The sequence below is a fragment of the Microbacterium zouquanmingi genome, from assembly GCF_052266695.1.
Taxonomy (GTDB): Bacteria; Actinomycetota; Actinomycetes; order Actinomycetales; family Microbacteriaceae; genus Microbacterium.
Window position 1 is genome coordinate 443,020 of the sequence record NZ_JBQPQZ010000003.1, and the last position, 16,176, is coordinate 459,195.

The 16,176-nt window shown below is 63.3% G+C and carries 23 protein-coding genes; all 23 read left to right on the forward strand.

All coding sequences use genetic code 11. The features are described 5' to 3' along the window. Positions 1-14: 14 nt before the first annotated feature. The 23 genes from ACTU6U_RS09085 (at position 15) to rplN (ending at position 16,176) form a co-directional block, all read left to right on the forward strand. Positions 15-1,628, forward strand: a complete 1,614-nt coding sequence (locus ACTU6U_RS09085) for an ABC transporter permease subunit (RefSeq protein WP_443468803.1) — start codon at positions 15-17, stop codon at positions 1,626-1,628. Between the two features lies 1 nt (position 1,629). Beyond that, positions 1,630-2,520 (forward strand): sugar ABC transporter permease, encoded by an 891-nt coding sequence (locus tag ACTU6U_RS09090; protein WP_443468804.1) that lies wholly within the window; start codon positions 1,630-1,632, stop codon positions 2,518-2,520. A gap of 55 nt (positions 2,521-2,575) precedes the next feature. Further along, positions 2,576-2,740, forward strand: a complete 165-nt coding sequence (locus ACTU6U_RS09095; RefSeq protein ID WP_443468805.1) for a hypothetical protein — start codon at positions 2,576-2,578, stop codon at positions 2,738-2,740. A 107-nt stretch (positions 2,741-2,847) separates the two neighbouring features. Further along, positions 2,848-3,855: an ABC transporter gene (locus tag ACTU6U_RS09100; RefSeq protein ID WP_443468806.1), complete on the forward strand. Its 1,008-nt coding sequence runs from the start codon at positions 2,848-2,850 to the stop codon at positions 3,853-3,855. A 71-nt stretch (positions 3,856-3,926) separates the two neighbouring features. Beyond that, positions 3,927-4,361 carry a DUF6121 family protein gene (locus ACTU6U_RS09105; RefSeq protein ID WP_443468807.1) on the forward strand — a complete coding sequence of 145 codons (435 nt, stop codon included), beginning with the start codon at positions 3,927-3,929 and terminating at the stop codon, positions 4,359-4,361. A gap of 66 nt (positions 4,362-4,427) precedes the next feature. Then, entirely contained in the window at positions 4,428-5,075 is a 648-nt protein-coding gene (locus ACTU6U_RS09110; RefSeq protein ID WP_443468808.1) for a spermidine/putrescine ABC transporter substrate-binding protein, read from the forward strand. 236 nt (positions 5,076-5,311) lie between these two features. After that, positions 5,312-5,680, forward strand: coding sequence for a 30S ribosomal protein S12 (gene rpsL, locus ACTU6U_RS09115; protein ID WP_017201609.1), 369 nt, complete (start codon positions 5,312-5,314; stop codon positions 5,678-5,680). A gap of 5 nt (positions 5,681-5,685) precedes the next feature. Beyond that, a complete protein-coding gene (rpsG, locus tag ACTU6U_RS09120) occupies positions 5,686-6,156 on the forward strand; it encodes a 30S ribosomal protein S7 (protein ID WP_017201608.1) in 471 nt (156 codons plus the stop codon). A gap of 95 nt (positions 6,157-6,251) precedes the next feature. After that, entirely contained in the window at positions 6,252-8,366 is a 2,115-nt protein-coding gene (fusA, locus tag ACTU6U_RS09125; RefSeq protein WP_443468809.1) for an elongation factor G, read from the forward strand. Between the two features lie 153 nt (positions 8,367-8,519). Then, positions 8,520-9,710 carry an elongation factor Tu gene (gene tuf, locus ACTU6U_RS09130; protein ID WP_443468810.1) on the forward strand — a complete coding sequence of 397 codons (1,191 nt, stop codon included), beginning with the start codon at positions 8,520-8,522 and terminating at the stop codon, positions 9,708-9,710. A 153-nt stretch (positions 9,711-9,863) separates the two neighbouring features. Beyond that, positions 9,864-10,076 (forward strand): hypothetical protein, encoded by a 213-nt coding sequence (locus tag ACTU6U_RS09135; RefSeq protein ID WP_443468811.1) that lies wholly within the window; start codon positions 9,864-9,866, stop codon positions 10,074-10,076. A 354-nt stretch (positions 10,077-10,430) separates the two neighbouring features. After that, positions 10,431-10,739 carry a 30S ribosomal protein S10 gene (gene rpsJ / locus ACTU6U_RS09140; RefSeq protein WP_017201594.1) on the forward strand — a complete coding sequence of 103 codons (309 nt, stop codon included), beginning with the start codon at positions 10,431-10,433 and terminating at the stop codon, positions 10,737-10,739. Between the two features lie 10 nt (positions 10,740-10,749). After that, complete coding sequence (gene rplC / locus ACTU6U_RS09145; RefSeq protein ID WP_417508713.1) at positions 10,750-11,409, forward strand: 50S ribosomal protein L3; 660 nt, start codon at positions 10,750-10,752, stop codon at positions 11,407-11,409. A gap of 2 nt (positions 11,410-11,411) precedes the next feature. After that, complete coding sequence (gene rplD / locus ACTU6U_RS09150; protein ID WP_443468812.1) at positions 11,412-12,074, forward strand: 50S ribosomal protein L4; 663 nt, start codon at positions 11,412-11,414, stop codon at positions 12,072-12,074. Then, the gene (gene rplW / locus ACTU6U_RS09155; RefSeq protein WP_417508709.1) at positions 12,071-12,394 is read left to right on the forward strand and encodes a 50S ribosomal protein L23; all 324 of its coding nucleotides are present in this window, start codon (positions 12,071-12,073) and stop codon (positions 12,392-12,394) included. Before rplD ends, rplW begins: the two co-directional genes overlap by 4 nt. A 21-nt stretch (positions 12,395-12,415) precedes the next feature. Then, entirely contained in the window at positions 12,416-13,255 is an 840-nt protein-coding gene (gene rplB / locus ACTU6U_RS09160) for a 50S ribosomal protein L2 (RefSeq protein ID WP_443468813.1), read from the forward strand. A gap of 12 nt (positions 13,256-13,267) precedes the next feature. Beyond that, positions 13,268-13,549 (forward strand): 30S ribosomal protein S19, encoded by a 282-nt coding sequence (gene rpsS / locus ACTU6U_RS09165; protein ID WP_017201589.1) that lies wholly within the window; start codon positions 13,268-13,270, stop codon positions 13,547-13,549. A 25-nt stretch (positions 13,550-13,574) separates the two neighbouring features. Then, positions 13,575-13,973: a 50S ribosomal protein L22 gene (rplV, locus tag ACTU6U_RS09170; RefSeq protein ID WP_194421677.1), complete on the forward strand. Its 399-nt coding sequence runs from the start codon at positions 13,575-13,577 to the stop codon at positions 13,971-13,973. Next, complete coding sequence (gene rpsC / locus ACTU6U_RS09175) at positions 13,973-14,731, forward strand: 30S ribosomal protein S3 (RefSeq protein ID WP_443468814.1); 759 nt, start codon at positions 13,973-13,975, stop codon at positions 14,729-14,731. Before rplV ends, rpsC begins: the two co-directional genes overlap by 1 nt. Further along, positions 14,731-15,150 carry a 50S ribosomal protein L16 gene (rplP, locus tag ACTU6U_RS09180; protein ID WP_417508700.1) on the forward strand — a complete coding sequence of 140 codons (420 nt, stop codon included), beginning with the start codon at positions 14,731-14,733 and terminating at the stop codon, positions 15,148-15,150. The genes rpsC and rplP overlap by 1 nt, the downstream gene beginning before the upstream one ends. Next, positions 15,150-15,467, forward strand: a complete 318-nt coding sequence (gene rpmC, locus ACTU6U_RS09185; protein WP_147037971.1) for a 50S ribosomal protein L29 — start codon at positions 15,150-15,152, stop codon at positions 15,465-15,467. Before rplP ends, rpmC begins: the two co-directional genes overlap by 1 nt. After that, complete coding sequence (gene rpsQ / locus ACTU6U_RS09190; RefSeq protein WP_206476036.1) at positions 15,467-15,781, forward strand: 30S ribosomal protein S17; 315 nt, start codon at positions 15,467-15,469, stop codon at positions 15,779-15,781. The genes rpmC and rpsQ overlap by 1 nt, the downstream gene beginning before the upstream one ends. A 26-nt stretch (positions 15,782-15,807) precedes the next feature. Further along, a complete protein-coding gene (rplN, locus tag ACTU6U_RS09195; RefSeq protein WP_378745198.1) occupies positions 15,808-16,176 on the forward strand; it encodes a 50S ribosomal protein L14 in 369 nt (122 codons plus the stop codon).

The window sequence follows — 16,176 nt, forward strand, 5'->3', positions numbered from 1 at the left end:
TGGACGGGATGAAGATGAGCGACACCACCGAGACTGAGCAGAAGCCGCCGCAGACCAGGCGACAGCGTCAGGCCGCACGGATCGCGGAGGAGGCATCGACGCCGATCGGGTGGATGCTGTTGAAGATCGCGCTCCTCGCGATCGTCGACGCGGTGGCGCTGTATGCGGCATTCGTGCTCTTCACTCACCGTGAGTGGCTTGTGCTCGCGCTCGTGGTGATCGTCGCGGTGCTGGTGAACTACATCTACTTCTCCCGCAAAGCAGTTCCGGCCAAGTATCTGACACCGGGAATCATCTTCCTCATCATCTTCCAGGTGTTCACACTGCTGTACACCGGGTACATCGGCTTCACGAACTATGGAACCGGCCACAACGGCTCCAAGGACCAGGCGGTCGCCGCGCTCATGCGCTCCGCGCAGGAACGCGTGGAAGACTCGCCCGTCTTCCCCGTCACTGTCGTCGAACAGCTCGGCACTCTCGGACTCCTGGTCACCGACCCCGATGACGGCGACGTCAGCGTGGGCACGAACGATCAGCCGCTCGAAGAGGTCAGCGGCGCCACCATGGAGGGTGGCAAGGCCACCGCCATCGAGGGGTGGACCTCACTCAGCTTCGCTCAGGTGCTCGCACGCTCCAATGACCTCGAGCAGCTCTCTGTTCAGTACAGCAGCGACCCCAACGACGGAGCCATCCGCAGCCCCGACGGGCAGAACGGCTATCTCTACATCTCGACGCTCGAGTACGACGAGGCCGCCGGAACGATGACCGATACCGATTCGGGCACCGTCTACGAAGACAACGGCACTGGCGCGTTCACCTCGGCAGATGGTGAGCAGCTTCTGCCCGGCTGGCAGATCACGGTCGGCTTCGACAACTTCGTCCGCGCGGTCACCGACAGCTCGATCCGCGGTCCGCTGATCTCGGTGACGATCTGGACGTTCGCCTTCGCTCTGATCTCGGTGGCGACGACGTTCTTCCTCGGGCTCCTGCTCGCTCTGGTCTTCAACAACACCAAGATGCGATTCCGCAACGGCTACCGCATCCTGCTGATCCTGCCCTACGCGTTCCCGGCGTTCCTCTCGGCCCTGGTCTGGGCCGGCATGATGAACGAGAGCTTCGGCTTCCTCAACCAGGTGCTCTTCGGCGGAGCATCCATTCCCTGGCTCACCGACCCGGTGCTGGCGAAGGTCTCGGTGCTCATCGTCAACCTCTGGCTCGGGTTCCCGTACATGTTCCTCGTGTGCATGGGTGCTCTGCAGGGAATCCCCGAAGAGGTGAACGAGGCGGGTGTGATGGATGGCGCGAACCCCTGGCAGATCTTCCGCCAGATCAAGCTGCCGCTGCTGCTGGTCACCGTTGCGCCGCTGCTGATCTCGTCATTCGCGTTCAACTTCAACAACTTCAACCTGATCTATATGCTCACCGGCGGCGGGCCGCGCTTCTCGGATGTATCGATTCCCGTCGGTCACACCGACATCCTGATCTCGATGGTCTACAAGGTCGCCTTCACAGGTCAGACCCGCGACTACGGACTGGCATCCGCATTCACGATCATCATCTTCATCGTGGTCGCGGCGATCTCGATCGTCAGCTTCCGCAAGACCAAGGCACTCGAGGAGCTGAACTGAGATGACTTCCACGACCTCCTCACCCGTCCGCCGGCGTTCGTTCGGCAAATGGTTCGCCGACACCGGATGGCGCCACCTCGTCGCGATCGTCGTGAGCATCTTCGCGATCTTCCCGCTGCTGTACGTGTTCTCGGCGTCGCTGAACCCGAAGGGGACGCTCACCGGATCGAACCAGCTGTTCTCCGCTGTGGGAATCGACAGCTATGTGCGCATCCTCAGCGACCCGAAGAATCCGTACGGGATGTGGTTCCTGAACACTCTGGTGATCGCCGTCGTCACCGGTCTTGTCACCGTCTTCATCGGCGCCTGCGCCGCATATGCCTTCTCGCGCATGCGCTTCACCGGGCGTCGGGTGGGACTTGTGACGATCGTCGTCGTGCAGATGTTCCCGCAGCTGCTGGCAGTGGTTGCGATCTTCCTGCTGATGTCGACGCTGGGTGACTGGTTCCCTGCCATCGGGCTGAACACTCACACGGGTCTGATCCTCGTGTATCTCGGTGGCGCGCTGGGCGTGAACACCTATCTCATGTACGGCTTCTTCAACACCATTCCGAAGGAGCTCGACGAGGCGGCCCGCATCGACGGTGCCGGTCACGCTCGCATCTTCTTCACGATCATCCTGCGTCTGGTTGCGCCGATTCTCGCGGTGGTGGGGCTTCTCAGCTTCATCGGAACCGTCAACGAGTATGTCGTCGCGAGCGTCATGCTGATCGACCCTGAGAAGCAGACCCTGGTCGTCGGGCTCACCAAGCTCGTCTCCAACCCACGCTATGCGGACTGGTCGGCGTTCTCGGCCGGTGCGGTGATGGCTGCGATTCCGGTGATGATCCTGTTCCTCTTCCTGCAGAAGTACATCGTCGGCGGCTTGACCGCTGGAGCGACGAAGGGCTGAGATCGCCCAGCGTGTCCACCCGTTGCCATGCCCTCCTCGGTCGTAGCGTGGAGACATGGCACGGGTAGGCGGTCGAAACCTCGCGATGAGCTGGATCGCGGGTCTCTTCTGCATCACGGTGGTGGCGGCACTCCTGTGGCTCGCCCTACCGATGGGGCCCGTCATGGTGCAGTTCGTCGGCGACACGCTTCGCAGCATCGCGCCGGGCGCAGCCTCCTGAAGATCTGAGAGGTCGCCGCGAGTCCGGAGACACGTCGGCACGCCTCCGCTTTCGCCAGACCGCACGGCGGTAACCTCACAGTGCACATATTGACGAGAGGCGCCCACATGAGTGACCCTGAGGTCCCCCAGAACGAGCACAAGTCCGACGTCGACGACGTCGTCGACAGCGCTAACGCCGGACTCGCCGACGCCGAGGCCGCACGCGGCGATTCCCCCGCGCAGCCGGCCGAGGCCGATGCTTCGGCATCCGTCAACGACCCCGTCGACTACAACGCCGTCGACCCGGATCTCGCAGCCTTCGAGGCCGCGGAGCGCGATCACCCCGGCACCTTCGGTGCCTCGGAGCCCGACGCCGCCTCCTCGGGCGACGATTACCGCTCAGCGGCCACTTCTTCTGACGCCACCGAGTTCGGCGCAGCATCCGAATCCGCGGCATCCGACGTCGTCGTCACCGACGTCGTGGCATCCGGCGAATATGACGCGCCCACGCGCGTCGTCCCCTCGGAGCCCGTCGCCGAGACGGTGGTTGTCGCCCCGATCTCGCAGCACCAGCCGATCTTCGTGCAGGCGCCTGAGCCGCCGCGCGACCGAGGCAACCGCGGTACCGCGGCTGGAATCGGTCTGATCGCGACCCTATCGTTCGCGATCCTCTACCTCGGTACTGCTCTCGGGCTTCAGGCTCTCGTCGGCGACGTCACTGGAGAGAACATCGGCGAGGCTGCTCTTGCTCCGCTGACGACCTGGGGCTTCTGGGTTCCCGTCGTCGTCTTCTTCATCGGCTTCTGGCTGCTGGGCGCGATCATCAACCGCGGTCGCTGGGGTCTGTGGGTCGTCTTCGGACTCATCGTCGGTCTGTTCGCCTGGGCAGGCCACATTCTCGGACAGCTGTTCGAGGCGCCGTTCTGGCTGCTGTCCGCCCGAGAGGGCAGCGAACTCGCCCTCAGCGAGGGGCTCGCGCCACTCGCGATCGCAGCCTTCGTCTTCGGTCGCGAGCTCACCATCTGGTTCGGTGCGTGGGTCGCCCGCAGCGGTGCGCGCAAGACCGAGCTCAATGCCGAGGCGCAGCGCGAGTACGAGCGCACCATCGAAGCCGGCCCGACACTTTCGAGGTAGCCACGAACATCTCTTCGCCCGACTCCCGCAGCCCTGTGCCTGCGGGGGTTTCGGCCGTGTTGGCGACGGTGATGACGGCTATCGGCTTCTTCGCTCTCGCCATCTTCGGCCTCGGGGCGCTGAGCGTCATCACCGATTCCGACATCATCTCGGTACCTGGCATCGGACAGGCACCGGGGATCGTGGGGATGATCCTCGCCATCGCGGCATTCGCCGGTGTGCTGTGGCTGGCCGTTCGCGGGGCGCATCCGAGGTTCCGTTCGGTGTGGACGATCGCGATCGTCACGGCGTTGGTCCACCTTCTCGGGGTGGGTGCGACAGCTGTCGTGGTCGTGGGTGAGGTCGTCACCCCCCTCGCCGTGATGAGTGAGCTCGTCACGCACGGCGCGAGTCTTGTGGTGCTGGTCGCTGCCGCGGTCGCTGGCTGGGCAGGCGTCGCGCTGCGACGCGCCCGCCGGAGCCGGCCCCAATGGCCCTGGGAGCGTGAGGACCCTGACGCGCAGTGACGCATTGCTGCGAATCGGATGCCGCAAATCTCTGCCGTTTCGCGCCTATCGCCGTACCCTGGATCTGTGGAGCGGTCGCTAGAGGCGCAGGTTGACCAGGCTGTCGAGGCCTGGCTGCGTTGGGTGCCGCGGTGGGAGCCGGCCACGCACCGCGGACGAGTCGCCCCCTGTCGGCGGTGCCTTGGTTCGCCGATCCTCTCTGCCGTGGGCATCGGATCGAACGTTCCGCATGGCGTGCAGCATGGGCTGTCGACACGCATCAAGACGGTTGTCGACCGTGCGGTCGCCGACTACACGGCGCGCAATCTGCCGATGCTGCAGGCCGAGCTCGACCAGCAGGCCGCGCGCAACCGGGCGCGCAGCTATCGTCCAGCCGAAGACCTCGCGCCCGAGTTCGAGGGGATGCCTCTGGATCCCGAGCCCGTGCCGGGCGCGCCCTTCCTCTTCACGATCGCGGGACTGGCTGACGACGAATCGGGGGAGCTGCCCCCGCTTCCACCGCTCACAGACGAGGCGAAAGCAGCGCTGCGCCAGGAAGTGACCCTCGCAGATGAATACGCCAACATGGTCGGTCGGGAGATCTGCGGAATGCTCCTGCGTCACCGTCTGAGCGTGCAGGGCGCGATCTCGCAGTACGTCGAGCCGCAGATCGAAGCGATGCTCGAAGAGCTCACTCAGTCGCTGGACTCGCCCTTCGATCCCGAGGCGCCGTAGGTCTGACCTCACGCCTTCACGATCCGCGCCGATCTCATTTGACCGCATGTGTTACTCGGGATTACACTTGGCCAGGTGTGTGCACGTCTTGACGTGCCTGCACGCGGGCTCCGATCCATATCGGTCAGCCCCCACGGCATACTCGCCACACCAAAAGCACGCCTGATCGGGCGTGCCGGTGAGTCATGATGTGAAACCCATCACGCTGTCACCGTGCAGCATTATGAGGAGAGAACGTGCCAACCATTCAGCAGTTGGTTCGCAAGGGTCGCTCGCCCAAGGTCACCAAGACCAAGGCGCCGGCGCTCAAGTCGAACCCCCAGCAGGCCGGTGTCTGCACTCGTGTGTACACCACTACGCCTAAGAAGCCGAACTCGGCGATGCGCAAGGTCGCTCGTGTGAAGCTCCGCAACGGCACCGAGGTCACCGCCTACATCCCCGGCGAGGGCCACAACCTGCAGGAGCACTCGCTCGTGCTCGTCCGTGGTGGTCGTGTGAAGGACCTCCCCGGTGTGCGTTACAAGATCGTCCGCGGCGCCCTGGACACCCAGGCAGTCAAGAACCGTAAGCAGGCTCGTTCCCGCTACGGTGCGAAGAAGGGTTGAGTTAGATGCCTCGTAAGGGTCCCGCCCCCAAGCGCCCCGTCGTCAACGACCCCGTATACGGCGCGCCGATCGTCACCTCGCTGGTGAACAAGATCCTCGTCGACGGCAAGAAGTCGCTGGCCGAGTCGATCGTCTACGGCGCCCTCCGCGGTGTCGAGGCGAAGAACGGACAGGATGCCGTCGCCACGCTCAAGAAGGCGCTCGACAACGTGCGCCCCACCCTTGAGGTCCGCAGCCGCCGCGTCGGCGGCTCGACCTACCAGGTTCCGGTCGAGGTCAAGCCTCACCGTGCCAACACGCTCGCCCTGCGCTGGCTCGTCAGCTACGCCAAGGGTCGCCGCGAGAAGACGATGACCGAGCGTCTCCAGAACGAGATTCTGGATGCTTCGAACGGCCTGGGCGCTGCTGTCAAGCGTCGTGAGGACACTCACAAGATGGCCGAGTCGAACCGCGCGTTCGCTCACTACCGCTGGTAACCCTTCGACAGGCTCAGGGACCGGGCTTGCCCCTCTGAGCCTGTCGAATACTCCACTCTTCGCAGTCTGACTGCTAGACAGAAAAGGACACTCCTGTGGCACAAGACGTGCTCACCGACCTGAGCAAGGTCCGCAACATCGGCATCATGGCGCACATCGATGCTGGCAAGACCACCACGACCGAGCGCATCCTGTTCTACACGGGTGTCAACCACAAGCTCGGCGAAACGCACGATGGCGGCGCGACGACTGACTGGATGGAGCAGGAGAAGGAGCGCGGCATCACGATCACGTCTGCCGCCGTGACCTGCTTCTGGAACAACAACCAGATCAACATCATCGACACCCCCGGCCACGTGGACTTCACCGTCGAGGTGGAGCGTTCGCTCCGCGTCCTCGATGGCGCTGTCGCCGTCTTCGACGGCAAGGAGGGCGTTGAGCCCCAGTCCGAGACCGTGTGGCGTCAGGCTGACAAGTACAACGTTCCGCGCATCTGCTTCGTCAACAAGATGGACAAGCTCGGCGCTGACTTCTTCTACACGGTTGACACGATCGTCAACCGCTTGGGCGCAAAGCCTCTCGTCATCCAGATCCCGATCGGTGCAGAGAGCGACTTCGTCGGGGTCGTTGACCTCGTCGAGATGCGTGCACTCGTCTGGGAGGGTGACTCCAAGGGTGACGTGACCATGGGTGCTTCTTACGAAGTGCAGGAGATCCCGGAGAACCTCAAAGAGAAGGCTGCGGAATACCGTCAGCGCCTCCTCGAGACCGTCGCCGAGACCGACGACGCGCTTCTGGAGAAGTTCTTCGGTGGCGAAGACCTCACGGTCGCCGAGATCAAGGGCGCCATCCGCAAGATGGTCGTAAACAGCGAGATCTACCCGGTGCTGTGTGGTTCGGCGTTCAAGAACCGTGGTGTTCAGCCGATGCTCGATGCAGTCGTCGACTACCTGCCGAACCCCCTCGACGTCGGTGCCATCGAGGCACACGACCCGAAGGACTACGACACGATCATCAAGCGCAACCCCAGCTCCGAGGACCCGTTCGCGGCTCTGGCGTTCAAGGTTGCTGTGCACCCGTTCTTCGGTCGCCTCACCTACATTCGCGTGTACTCGGGCCACCTGGACTCCGGCTCGCAGGTCGTCAACTCGACCAAGGGTAAGAAGGAGCGCATCGGGAAGATCTTCCAGATGCATGCCAACAAGGAGAACCCGGTTCCCGCGGTCACCGCAGGTAACATCTACGCGGTCATCGGTCTGAAGGACACCACCACTGGTGACACCCTGACTGACGTGGCAGCTCCCGTCGTCCTCGAGTCGATGACGTTCCCGGATCCGGTTATCGAGGTTGCGATCGAGCCGAAGACGAAGGCCGACCAGGAGAAGCTGGGTGTTGCCATCCAGAAGCTCGCTGAAGAGGACCCGACCTTCCGCACCGAGCTCAACCCCGAGACTGGTCAGACGACCATCAAGGGCATGGGCGAGCTGCACCTCGACATCCTCGTTGACCGCATGAAGCGCGAGTTCAACGTTGAGGCCAACGTCGGTAAGCCGCAGGTGGCTTACCGCGAGACGATCAAGAAGTCCGTCGAGAAGCACGACTACACGCACAAGAAGCAGACCGGTGGTTCGGGTCAGTTCGCGAAGATCCAGTTCAACATCGAGCCGCTTGCGCTTGATGCTGACAAGACCTACGAGTTCGTGAACTCGGTCACGGGTGGTCGCATTCCGCGCGAGTACATCGGTTCGATCGATGCTGGTTTCCAGGATGCGATGAACGTTGGCGTGCTCGCCGGCTTCCCGATCGTGGGCGTCAAGGCGACCATCGTCGATGGTGCTGCACACGATGTTGACTCGTCTGAAATGGCGTTCAAGATCGCGGGCTCCATGGGCTTCAAGGAAGCTCTGCGCCGTGCCAACCCGGTTCTGCTTGAGCCGCTGATGGCCGTTGAGGTTCGTACGCCCGAGGAGTACATGGGCGACGTCATCGGCGACCTGAACTCGCGTCGTGGCCAGATCCAGTCGATGGAAGATTCCACCGGCATCAAGATCGTTCGCGCACAGGTTCCGCTGTCCGAGATGTTCGGATACATCGGCGACCTGCGCTCGAAGACTTCGGGTCGCGCTGTGTACTCGATGGAGTTCGACTCGTACTCCGAGGTCCCCAGGGCCGTCGCGGACGAGATCATCCAGAAGATCAAGGGCGAATAAGTCCTTAAGCCGACCGGCCCCTTCGCGGGGGCCGGTCGGACAACACACAACTTCACAAAGCTCTCTCTACTAAACTGAGAATCAAACCCCGTAGGGAACCGGTCACAATCCAGTGCCCGGCAATCTCTACACGAACGTCCTGAGGAGGACCCAGTGGCCAAGGCCAAGTTCGAGCGGACCAAGCCGCACGTCAACATCGGAACCATCGGTCACGTTGACCACGGCAAGACGACGCTGTCCGCAGCCATCTCCAAGGTGCTCGCCGACAAGTACCCGTCGGACACCAACGTGCAGCGTGACTTCGCCACGATCGACTCGGCGCCGGAAGAGCGCCAGCGTGGTATCACGATCAACATCTCGCACATCGAGTACGAGACCCCCAAGCGTCACTACGCACACGTTGACGCTCCCGGCCACGCCGACTACGTCAAGAACATGATCACCGGTGCTGCTCAGATGGACGGCGCGATCCTCGTGGTTGCCGCTACTGACGGCCCGATGGCTCAGACCCGTGAGCACGTTCTGCTCGCCAAGCAGGTCGGCGTTCCGTACCTGCTCGTCGCGCTGAACAAGAGCGACATGGTTGACGACGAAGAGATCCTCGAGCTCGTCGAGCTCGAGGTTCGCGAGCTTCTCGCCGGCCAGGGCTTCGACGAGGACGCACCCGTCGTCAAGGTCTCGGCTCTGAAGGCACTCGAAGGCGAAGAGAAGTGGGTCGACGCGATCCTCGAGCTCATGCAGGCTGTCGACGACAGCGTTCCGGACCCGGAGCGTGACCGCGACAAGCCGTTCCTCATGCCTGTTGAGGACGTCTTCACCATCACCGGTCGTGGAACGGTCGTCACCGGCCGCGCCGAGCGTGGCACCCTCGCCATCAACTCCGAGGTCGAGATCGTCGGCATCCGCCCGACGCAGAAGACCACGGTCACTGGTATCGAGATGTTCCACAAGCAGCTCGACGAGGCGTGGGCCGGCGAGAACTGTGGTCTGCTGCTCCGTGGCCTCAAGCGTGAGGACGTCGAGCGCGGCCAGGTCGTCGTGAAGCCGGGTTCGGTTACCCCTCACACGAACTTCGAGGGCACCGCGTACATCCTGTCCAAGGACGAGGGTGGCCGTCACAACCCGTTCTACACGAACTACCGCCCGCAGTTCTACTTCCGCACCACCGACGTCACCGGCGTCATCTCGCTGCCTGAGGGCACCGAGATGGTCATGCCTGGTGACACCACCGACATGTCGGTCGAGCTGATCCAGCCGATCGCCATGGAAGAGGGCCTCGGCTTCGCCATCCGTGAGGGTGGACGCACCGTCGGCGCCGGTACGGTCACGAAGATCAACAAGTAAGTTCTCTTACTTCAGCACAGGGGTCGGGCCTTCGGGCTCGGCCCCTTTGTCGTTCTCCTGACCGGCACGCTTCCTCGTAGCCGGTGCACAGTGCACAATGGGGAGTGCCGACGGGTGCCCGTTGGTGACAGAGATCCGAAGGGGGACCCGCACATGGCTATCGACGATCTGGTGAACAAGGGCAAGGACCTGTACGAGCAGAACAAGGACAAGGTCGACAGCGCGCTCAAGAGCGAGCAGGCGGAAGACGTCAGCGACAAGGTGCTCGACGGAGTCGCGGACTTCGCGAAGAAGATCGCCCCAGACGCCTCGGCGAAGATCGACGAGATCCGCGACGCAGCGGACAAATCGATTGGCAACGAGTAGTCTCACCCACTGAAGGCGGCGCATTTTCGGATGCGCCGCCTTCGCTCTGCTCATGCGGGGATCGAGCGCGACACGCCCGGGTTTGCGTAAGTGAAATCGGCCATGGCAGAATAGATAAGTTCCACATTCCGGAGGTGCGCTATGCGCGCTGGAAGGATCACTACCACGGCAGTGCATAGGCGGCGCATAAGCGCAGGGTTCTAGGCCGCGGGTAGCAGGACAAGCCCCGACACCTCGCATCGACGTTTCGTCGTGCGTGACGGGCTGATAGAAGAACAGTGGCGCAGTGCGTCCAATGCCCCAGAGTCATCCGGCTCTGGACGGTACGACGCTTTATAGAGAGATGAGCAGACAATGGCGGGACAGAAGATCCGCATTCGCCTGAAGTCGTATGACCACGAGGTCATCGACACGTCGGCGCGCAAAATTGTCGACACCGTGACCCGTGCGGGCGCGACTGTCGTCGGCCCCGTGCCGCTTCCGACCGAGAAGAACGTCGTGTGCGTTATTCGGTCGCCCCACAAGTACAAGGACAGCCGCGAGCACTTCGAGATGCGCACCCACAAGCGCCTCATCGACATCGTGGACCCGACGCCGAAGGCTGTCGACTCGCTGATGCGTCTCGACCTCCCGGCTGACGTCAACATCGAGATCAAGCTGTAAGGGGTCTCGCATGGTTGACATCAATTCAAAGATTTCCAAGGGAATGCTGGGCACCAAGCTCGGCATGACCCAGGTGTGGAACGCGGACGGCAAACTCGTCCCCGTCACCGTCATCGAGCTGGCACCGAACGTGGTCACCCAGGTCCGCACGCCCGAGAAGGACGGCTACAACGCTGTTCAGATCGCTGCTGGCCAGATCGACCCCCGCAAGGTGAACAAGCCCCTCACCGCTCACTTCGAGGCCGCCGGCGTTACGCCGCGCCGTCACGTCACCGAGATCCGCACCGCGGATGCTTCTGACTACTCGCTTGGTCAGGAGATCACGGTTGACGGACTCTTCGAAGCCGGTCAGCTGGTCGACGTCGTCGGCACCAGCAAGGGCAAGGGCACCGCTGGTGTCATGAAGCGCCACAACTTCAAGGGCGTTTCGGCATCGCACGGTGCACACCGCAACCACCGCAAGCCCGGCTCCATCGGCGCATCGTCGACCCCGAGCCGCGTCTTCAAGGGCATGCGCATGGCCGGCCGTATGGGTGGCGAGCGCGTGACCGTCCTCAACCTGACGGTGCACGGCATCGACGCCGAGAAGGGACTGCTGCTCGTCAAGGGCGCCGTCCCCGGTGCTCGTGGCCGCGTCGTCTACGTCCGCAACGCAGTGAAGGGTGCCTGATCATGGCTGACTCGACTCTCGCGCTCGACGTTCTCAATGCCGACGGCAAGAAGGCTGGCTCCATCGAGCTGCCCGCCGCGCTTTTCGACGTCAAGACGAACATTCCGCTGATCCACCAGGTCGTCGTCGCGCAGCGCGCGGCGGCTCGCCAGGGAACGCACTCGACCAAGCGTCGTGGTGAGGTCTCCGGTGCTGGCCGTAAGCCCTTCAAGCAGAAGGGCACCGGTAACGCCCGCCAGGGCTCGATCCGCGCGCCGCACATGACCGGTGGTGGCATCGTCCACGGCCCGAAGCCGCGTGACTACTCGCAGCGCACCCCCAAGAAGATGATCGCTGCCGCCCTCCTGGGTGCGCTCAGCGACCGCTTCCGCGGTGAGCGTCTGCACGCCATCGAGTCCTTCGGCATCGACGGAGCTCCTTCGACCAAGGCAGCCGCGACTTTCCTCGCGACCGTCGCATCCTCGAAGAACATCCTTGTCGTCACCGAGCGCAACGATGAACTGACCACGAAGAGCATCCGCAACCTTGCGAACCTCCACGTGCTCAGCTTCGACCAGCTCAACGCGTACGACGTGATCGTCTCCGACGACATCGTCTTCACCAAGGCCGCTCTTGAGGGCTTCATCGCCTCCAAGACCAGCGCAACCGAGGAGGTCTCGGCATGACCGAGCAGAACGGCGCCCTCCAGTCGGCGTTCAACAAGGACCCCCGCGACATCATTCTGAAGCCGGTTGTCTCTGAGAAGAGCTACTCGCTGATCGACGAAGGCAAGTACACCTTCCTCGTCGACCCGCGCGCTTCGAAGACCGAGATCAAGCTCGCCATCGAGAAGATCTTCGACGTCAAGGTCGCGTCGGTCAACACGATCAACCGCGTCGGCAAGGCCCGTCGCACCCGCTTCGGCACCGGAAAGCGCAAGGATACCAAGCGCGCCATCGTTGCTCTGAAGTCGGGCACCATCGACATCTTCACGGCAATCGGCTGACCCGGGGGATAAAGGACAATCATGGCTATTCGCAAGTACAAGCCCACGACCCCCGGTCGCCGTGGCTCGTCAGTGGCTGACTTCGCCGAGATCACTCGATCGACGCCCGAGAAGTCGCTGCTGCGCCCACTGAGCAAGACCGGTGGCCGTAACAACCAGGGCCGCATCACCACCCGCCACATCGGTGGTGGACACAAGCGCCAGTACCGCGTCATCGACTTCCGTCGTAACGACAAGGACGGCGTGAACGCCAAGGTCGCTCACATCGAGTACGACCCCAACCGCACCGCACGCATCGCGCTGCTGCACTACTTCGACGGTGAGAAGCGTTACATCCTCGCCCCGAACAAGCTGAAGCAGGGCGACGTCGTCGAGAACGGCGCATCGGCTGACATCAAGCCGGGCAACAACCTTCCGCTGAAGAACATCCCCACCGGTACCGTGATCCACGCGATCGAGCTCCGCCCCGGCGGCGGCGCGAAGATGGCTCGCTCGGCCGGAGCATCCGTTCGTCTGGTTGCTAAGGACGGCCCCTACGCGCAGCTTCGTCTGCCGTCGGGTGAAATCCGCAACGTCGACGCACGCTGCCGCGCCACGATCGGCGAGGTCGGCAACGCCGAGCAGTCGAACATCAACTGGGGTAAGGCCGGCCGCAGCCGCTGGAAGGGCATCCGCCCGACCGTCCGCGGTGTCGCGATGAACCCGGTCGACCACCCGCACGGTGGTGGCGAGGGCAAGACGTCCGGTGGACGTCACCCCGTCTCCCCCTGGGGTCAGGCCGAGGGTCGTACCCGTCACGCCAACAAGGAAAGCGACAAGTACATCGTGCGTCGTCGCACCGCCGGCAAGAAGCGTAAGTAGGAGTAGAAGAAGATGCCACGGAGTCTCAAGAAGGGCCCCTTCGTCGACGAGCACCTGCTTCGCAAGGTCGTCGTGCAGAACGAAGCCGGTACCAAGAACGTCATCAAGACCTGGTCTCGCCGGTCCATGATCATCCCGGCAATGCTGGGTCACACGATCGCGGTCCACGACGGACGCAAGCACATTCCTGTGTTTGTCTCCGAGACCATGGTCGGTCACAAGCTGGGCGAGTTCGCGCCCACCCGCACCTTCCGCGGCCACGAGAAGGACGACAAGAAGGGCCGTCGCCGCTAACGCGGCGACGATAGAGGAGAGAGAAATGGTGGAGTCCATCGCACGCGTGCGACACATCCGCGTGACCCCTCAGAAGGCTCGTCGTGTCGTCGCGCTCATCAAGGGCAAGCAGGCCCAGGAAGCTCTGGCGATCCTGAAGTTCGCCCCGCAGAGCGCCAGTGAGCCGATCTACAAGCTTGTCGCGTCGGCTATCGCCAACGCACAGGTGAAGGCGGATCGTGACGGCGAGTACCTCGACGAGCAGGACCTGTACGTAGCTAATGCCTACGTCGACGAGGGCACGACGCTCAAGCGTTTCCGTCCCCGTGCACAGGGTCGCGCTTTCCAGATCAAGAAGCGCACGAGCCACATCACGGTCGTGCTCTCGACGCCTGAGGTCGCTGCTGCGGCTGAGGGCGACAGCAAGAAGAAGGCGAGCAAGTAATGGGCCAGAAAGTAAACCCGTACGGCTTCCGCCTCGGAATCACCACGGACCACGTGTCTCGTTGGTTCTCGGACTCGACCAAGCCGGGGCAGCGTTACGCCGACTACGTGGCCGAGGATGTCAAGATCCGCAACCTGCTGAAGACCCAGCTCGACCGAGCTGGTGTCTCCAACATCGAGATCGAGCGCACCCGCGACCGCGTCCGCGTCGACATTCACACCGCCCGTCCGGGCATCGTGATCGGTCGTCGTGGAGCCGAGGCCGAGCGCATCCGCGGTGACCTCGAGAAGCTCACCGGCAAGCAGATCCAGCTGAACATCCTCGAGGTCAAGAACCCCGAGGCTGACGCTCAGCTCGTCGCACAGGGCATCGCCGAGCAGCTCTCTGCTCGTGTGGCGTTCCGTCGTGCGATGCGCAAGGGCCTCCAGGGCGCGCAGCGCGCTGGAGCCAAGGGCATCCGCATCCAGGTCTCCGGCCGCCTCGGCGGCGCCGAGATGAGCCGCTCGGAGTTCTACCGCGAAGGTCGTGTGCCGCTGCACACACTGCGCGCGAACATCGACTACGGCTTCTACGAGGCGAAGACCACCTTCGGCCGCATCGGCGTGAAGGTCTGGATCTACAAGGGTGACCTCACCGCTAAGGAGCTCGCTCGCGAGCAGGCCAACGCGCCGAAGTCACGCGGTCGCGACGACCGTGGTGGCGACCGTCGTCGTGCCCCGCGTAACGAGGCACCTGTTGCAGAAGGAGCGTCGGCATAATGCTCATCCCCCGTAAGGTCAAGTTCCGCAAGCAGCACCACCCGGGTCGCTCGGGTCAGGCTACCGGCGGCACGAAGGTCTCCTTCGGCGAGTACGGCATCCAGGCTCTGACCCCCGCGTATGTGACCAACCGTCAGATCGAGGCAGCTCGTATCGCGGTGACCCGTCACATCAAGCGTGGTGGAAAGGTGTGGATCAACATCTACCCCGACCGTCCGCTCACGAAGAAGCCTGCTGAAACCCGCATGGGTTCCGGTAAGGGTTCTCCCGAGTGGTGGGTCGCAAACGTCAAGCCGGGTCGCGTCCTCTTCGAGGTCGGCGGTGTCAGCGAGGAACTTGCTCGCGAAGCACTGACCCGAGCCATTCACAAGCTGCCTCTGAAGGCACGCATCATCAAGCGCGAGGAGGGCGACGCGTAATGGCGATCGGCACCAAGGAGCTCGCCCCGGCAGAGCTCGACACGTTCGAAGACCAGCGCCTCGTTGAGGAGCTGCGTAAGGCCAAGGAGGAGCTTTTCAACCTCCGATTCCAGTCGGCTACCGGCCAGCTGGAAAGCCACGGCCGCATCCGCGCCGTCAAGCGCGACATCGCGCGCCTCTACACGGTGATCCGCGAGCGCGAGCTGGGCATTCGTGCCACGCCCGCGCCCGTCGAGGCCCCGGCCAAGAAGGCGTCCAAGTCGAAGGCGAAGAAGACCGAGGATGCCTCGGCTGACGCCGAAGGGAAGGCTGAGTAATGGCCACCAAGAAGGAAGCGGCAGCGGAAGCTCCCGTCTCGCACGATGTGCGTGACGAGAACGCCCGCGGTTACCGCAAGACGCAGCGCGGCTACGTCGTCAGCGACAAGATGGACAAGACCATCGTTGTCGAGGTCGAAGACCGCGTGAAGCACCCGCTCTACGGCAAGGTCATCCGCCGTACCGAGAAGCGCAAGGTGCACGACGAGACCAACTCGGCGGGCATCGGCGACCTGGTCGTCATCAGCGAGACCCGTCCGCTCAGCGCCACCAAGCGCTGGCGTCTGGTCGAGATCGTCGAAAAGGCCAAGTAAGCCGCAGGCTTACTTAAGGAGTAATAGTGATTCAGCAGGAATCCCGCCTCAAGGTCGCCGACAACACCGGCGCGAAGGAGCTGCTCACGATCCGTGTTCTCGGTGGTTCGCGCCGCCGTTACGCCGGTCTGGGTGACACCATCGTCGCCACCGTCAAGGACGCGATCCCGGGTGGAAACGTCAAGAAGGGCGATGTGGTCAAGGCCGTCATCGTCCGTACCAAGAAGTCTGTCCGTCGTCCGGACGGCTCCTACATCAAGTTCGACGAGAACGCCGCCGTCCTCCTGAAGAGCGACGGGGAGCCTCGCGGCACCCGCATCTTCGGACCGGTCGGTCGCGAGCTTCGTGACAAGAAGTTCATGAAGATCGTCTCGCTCGCCCCGGAGGTTATCTGA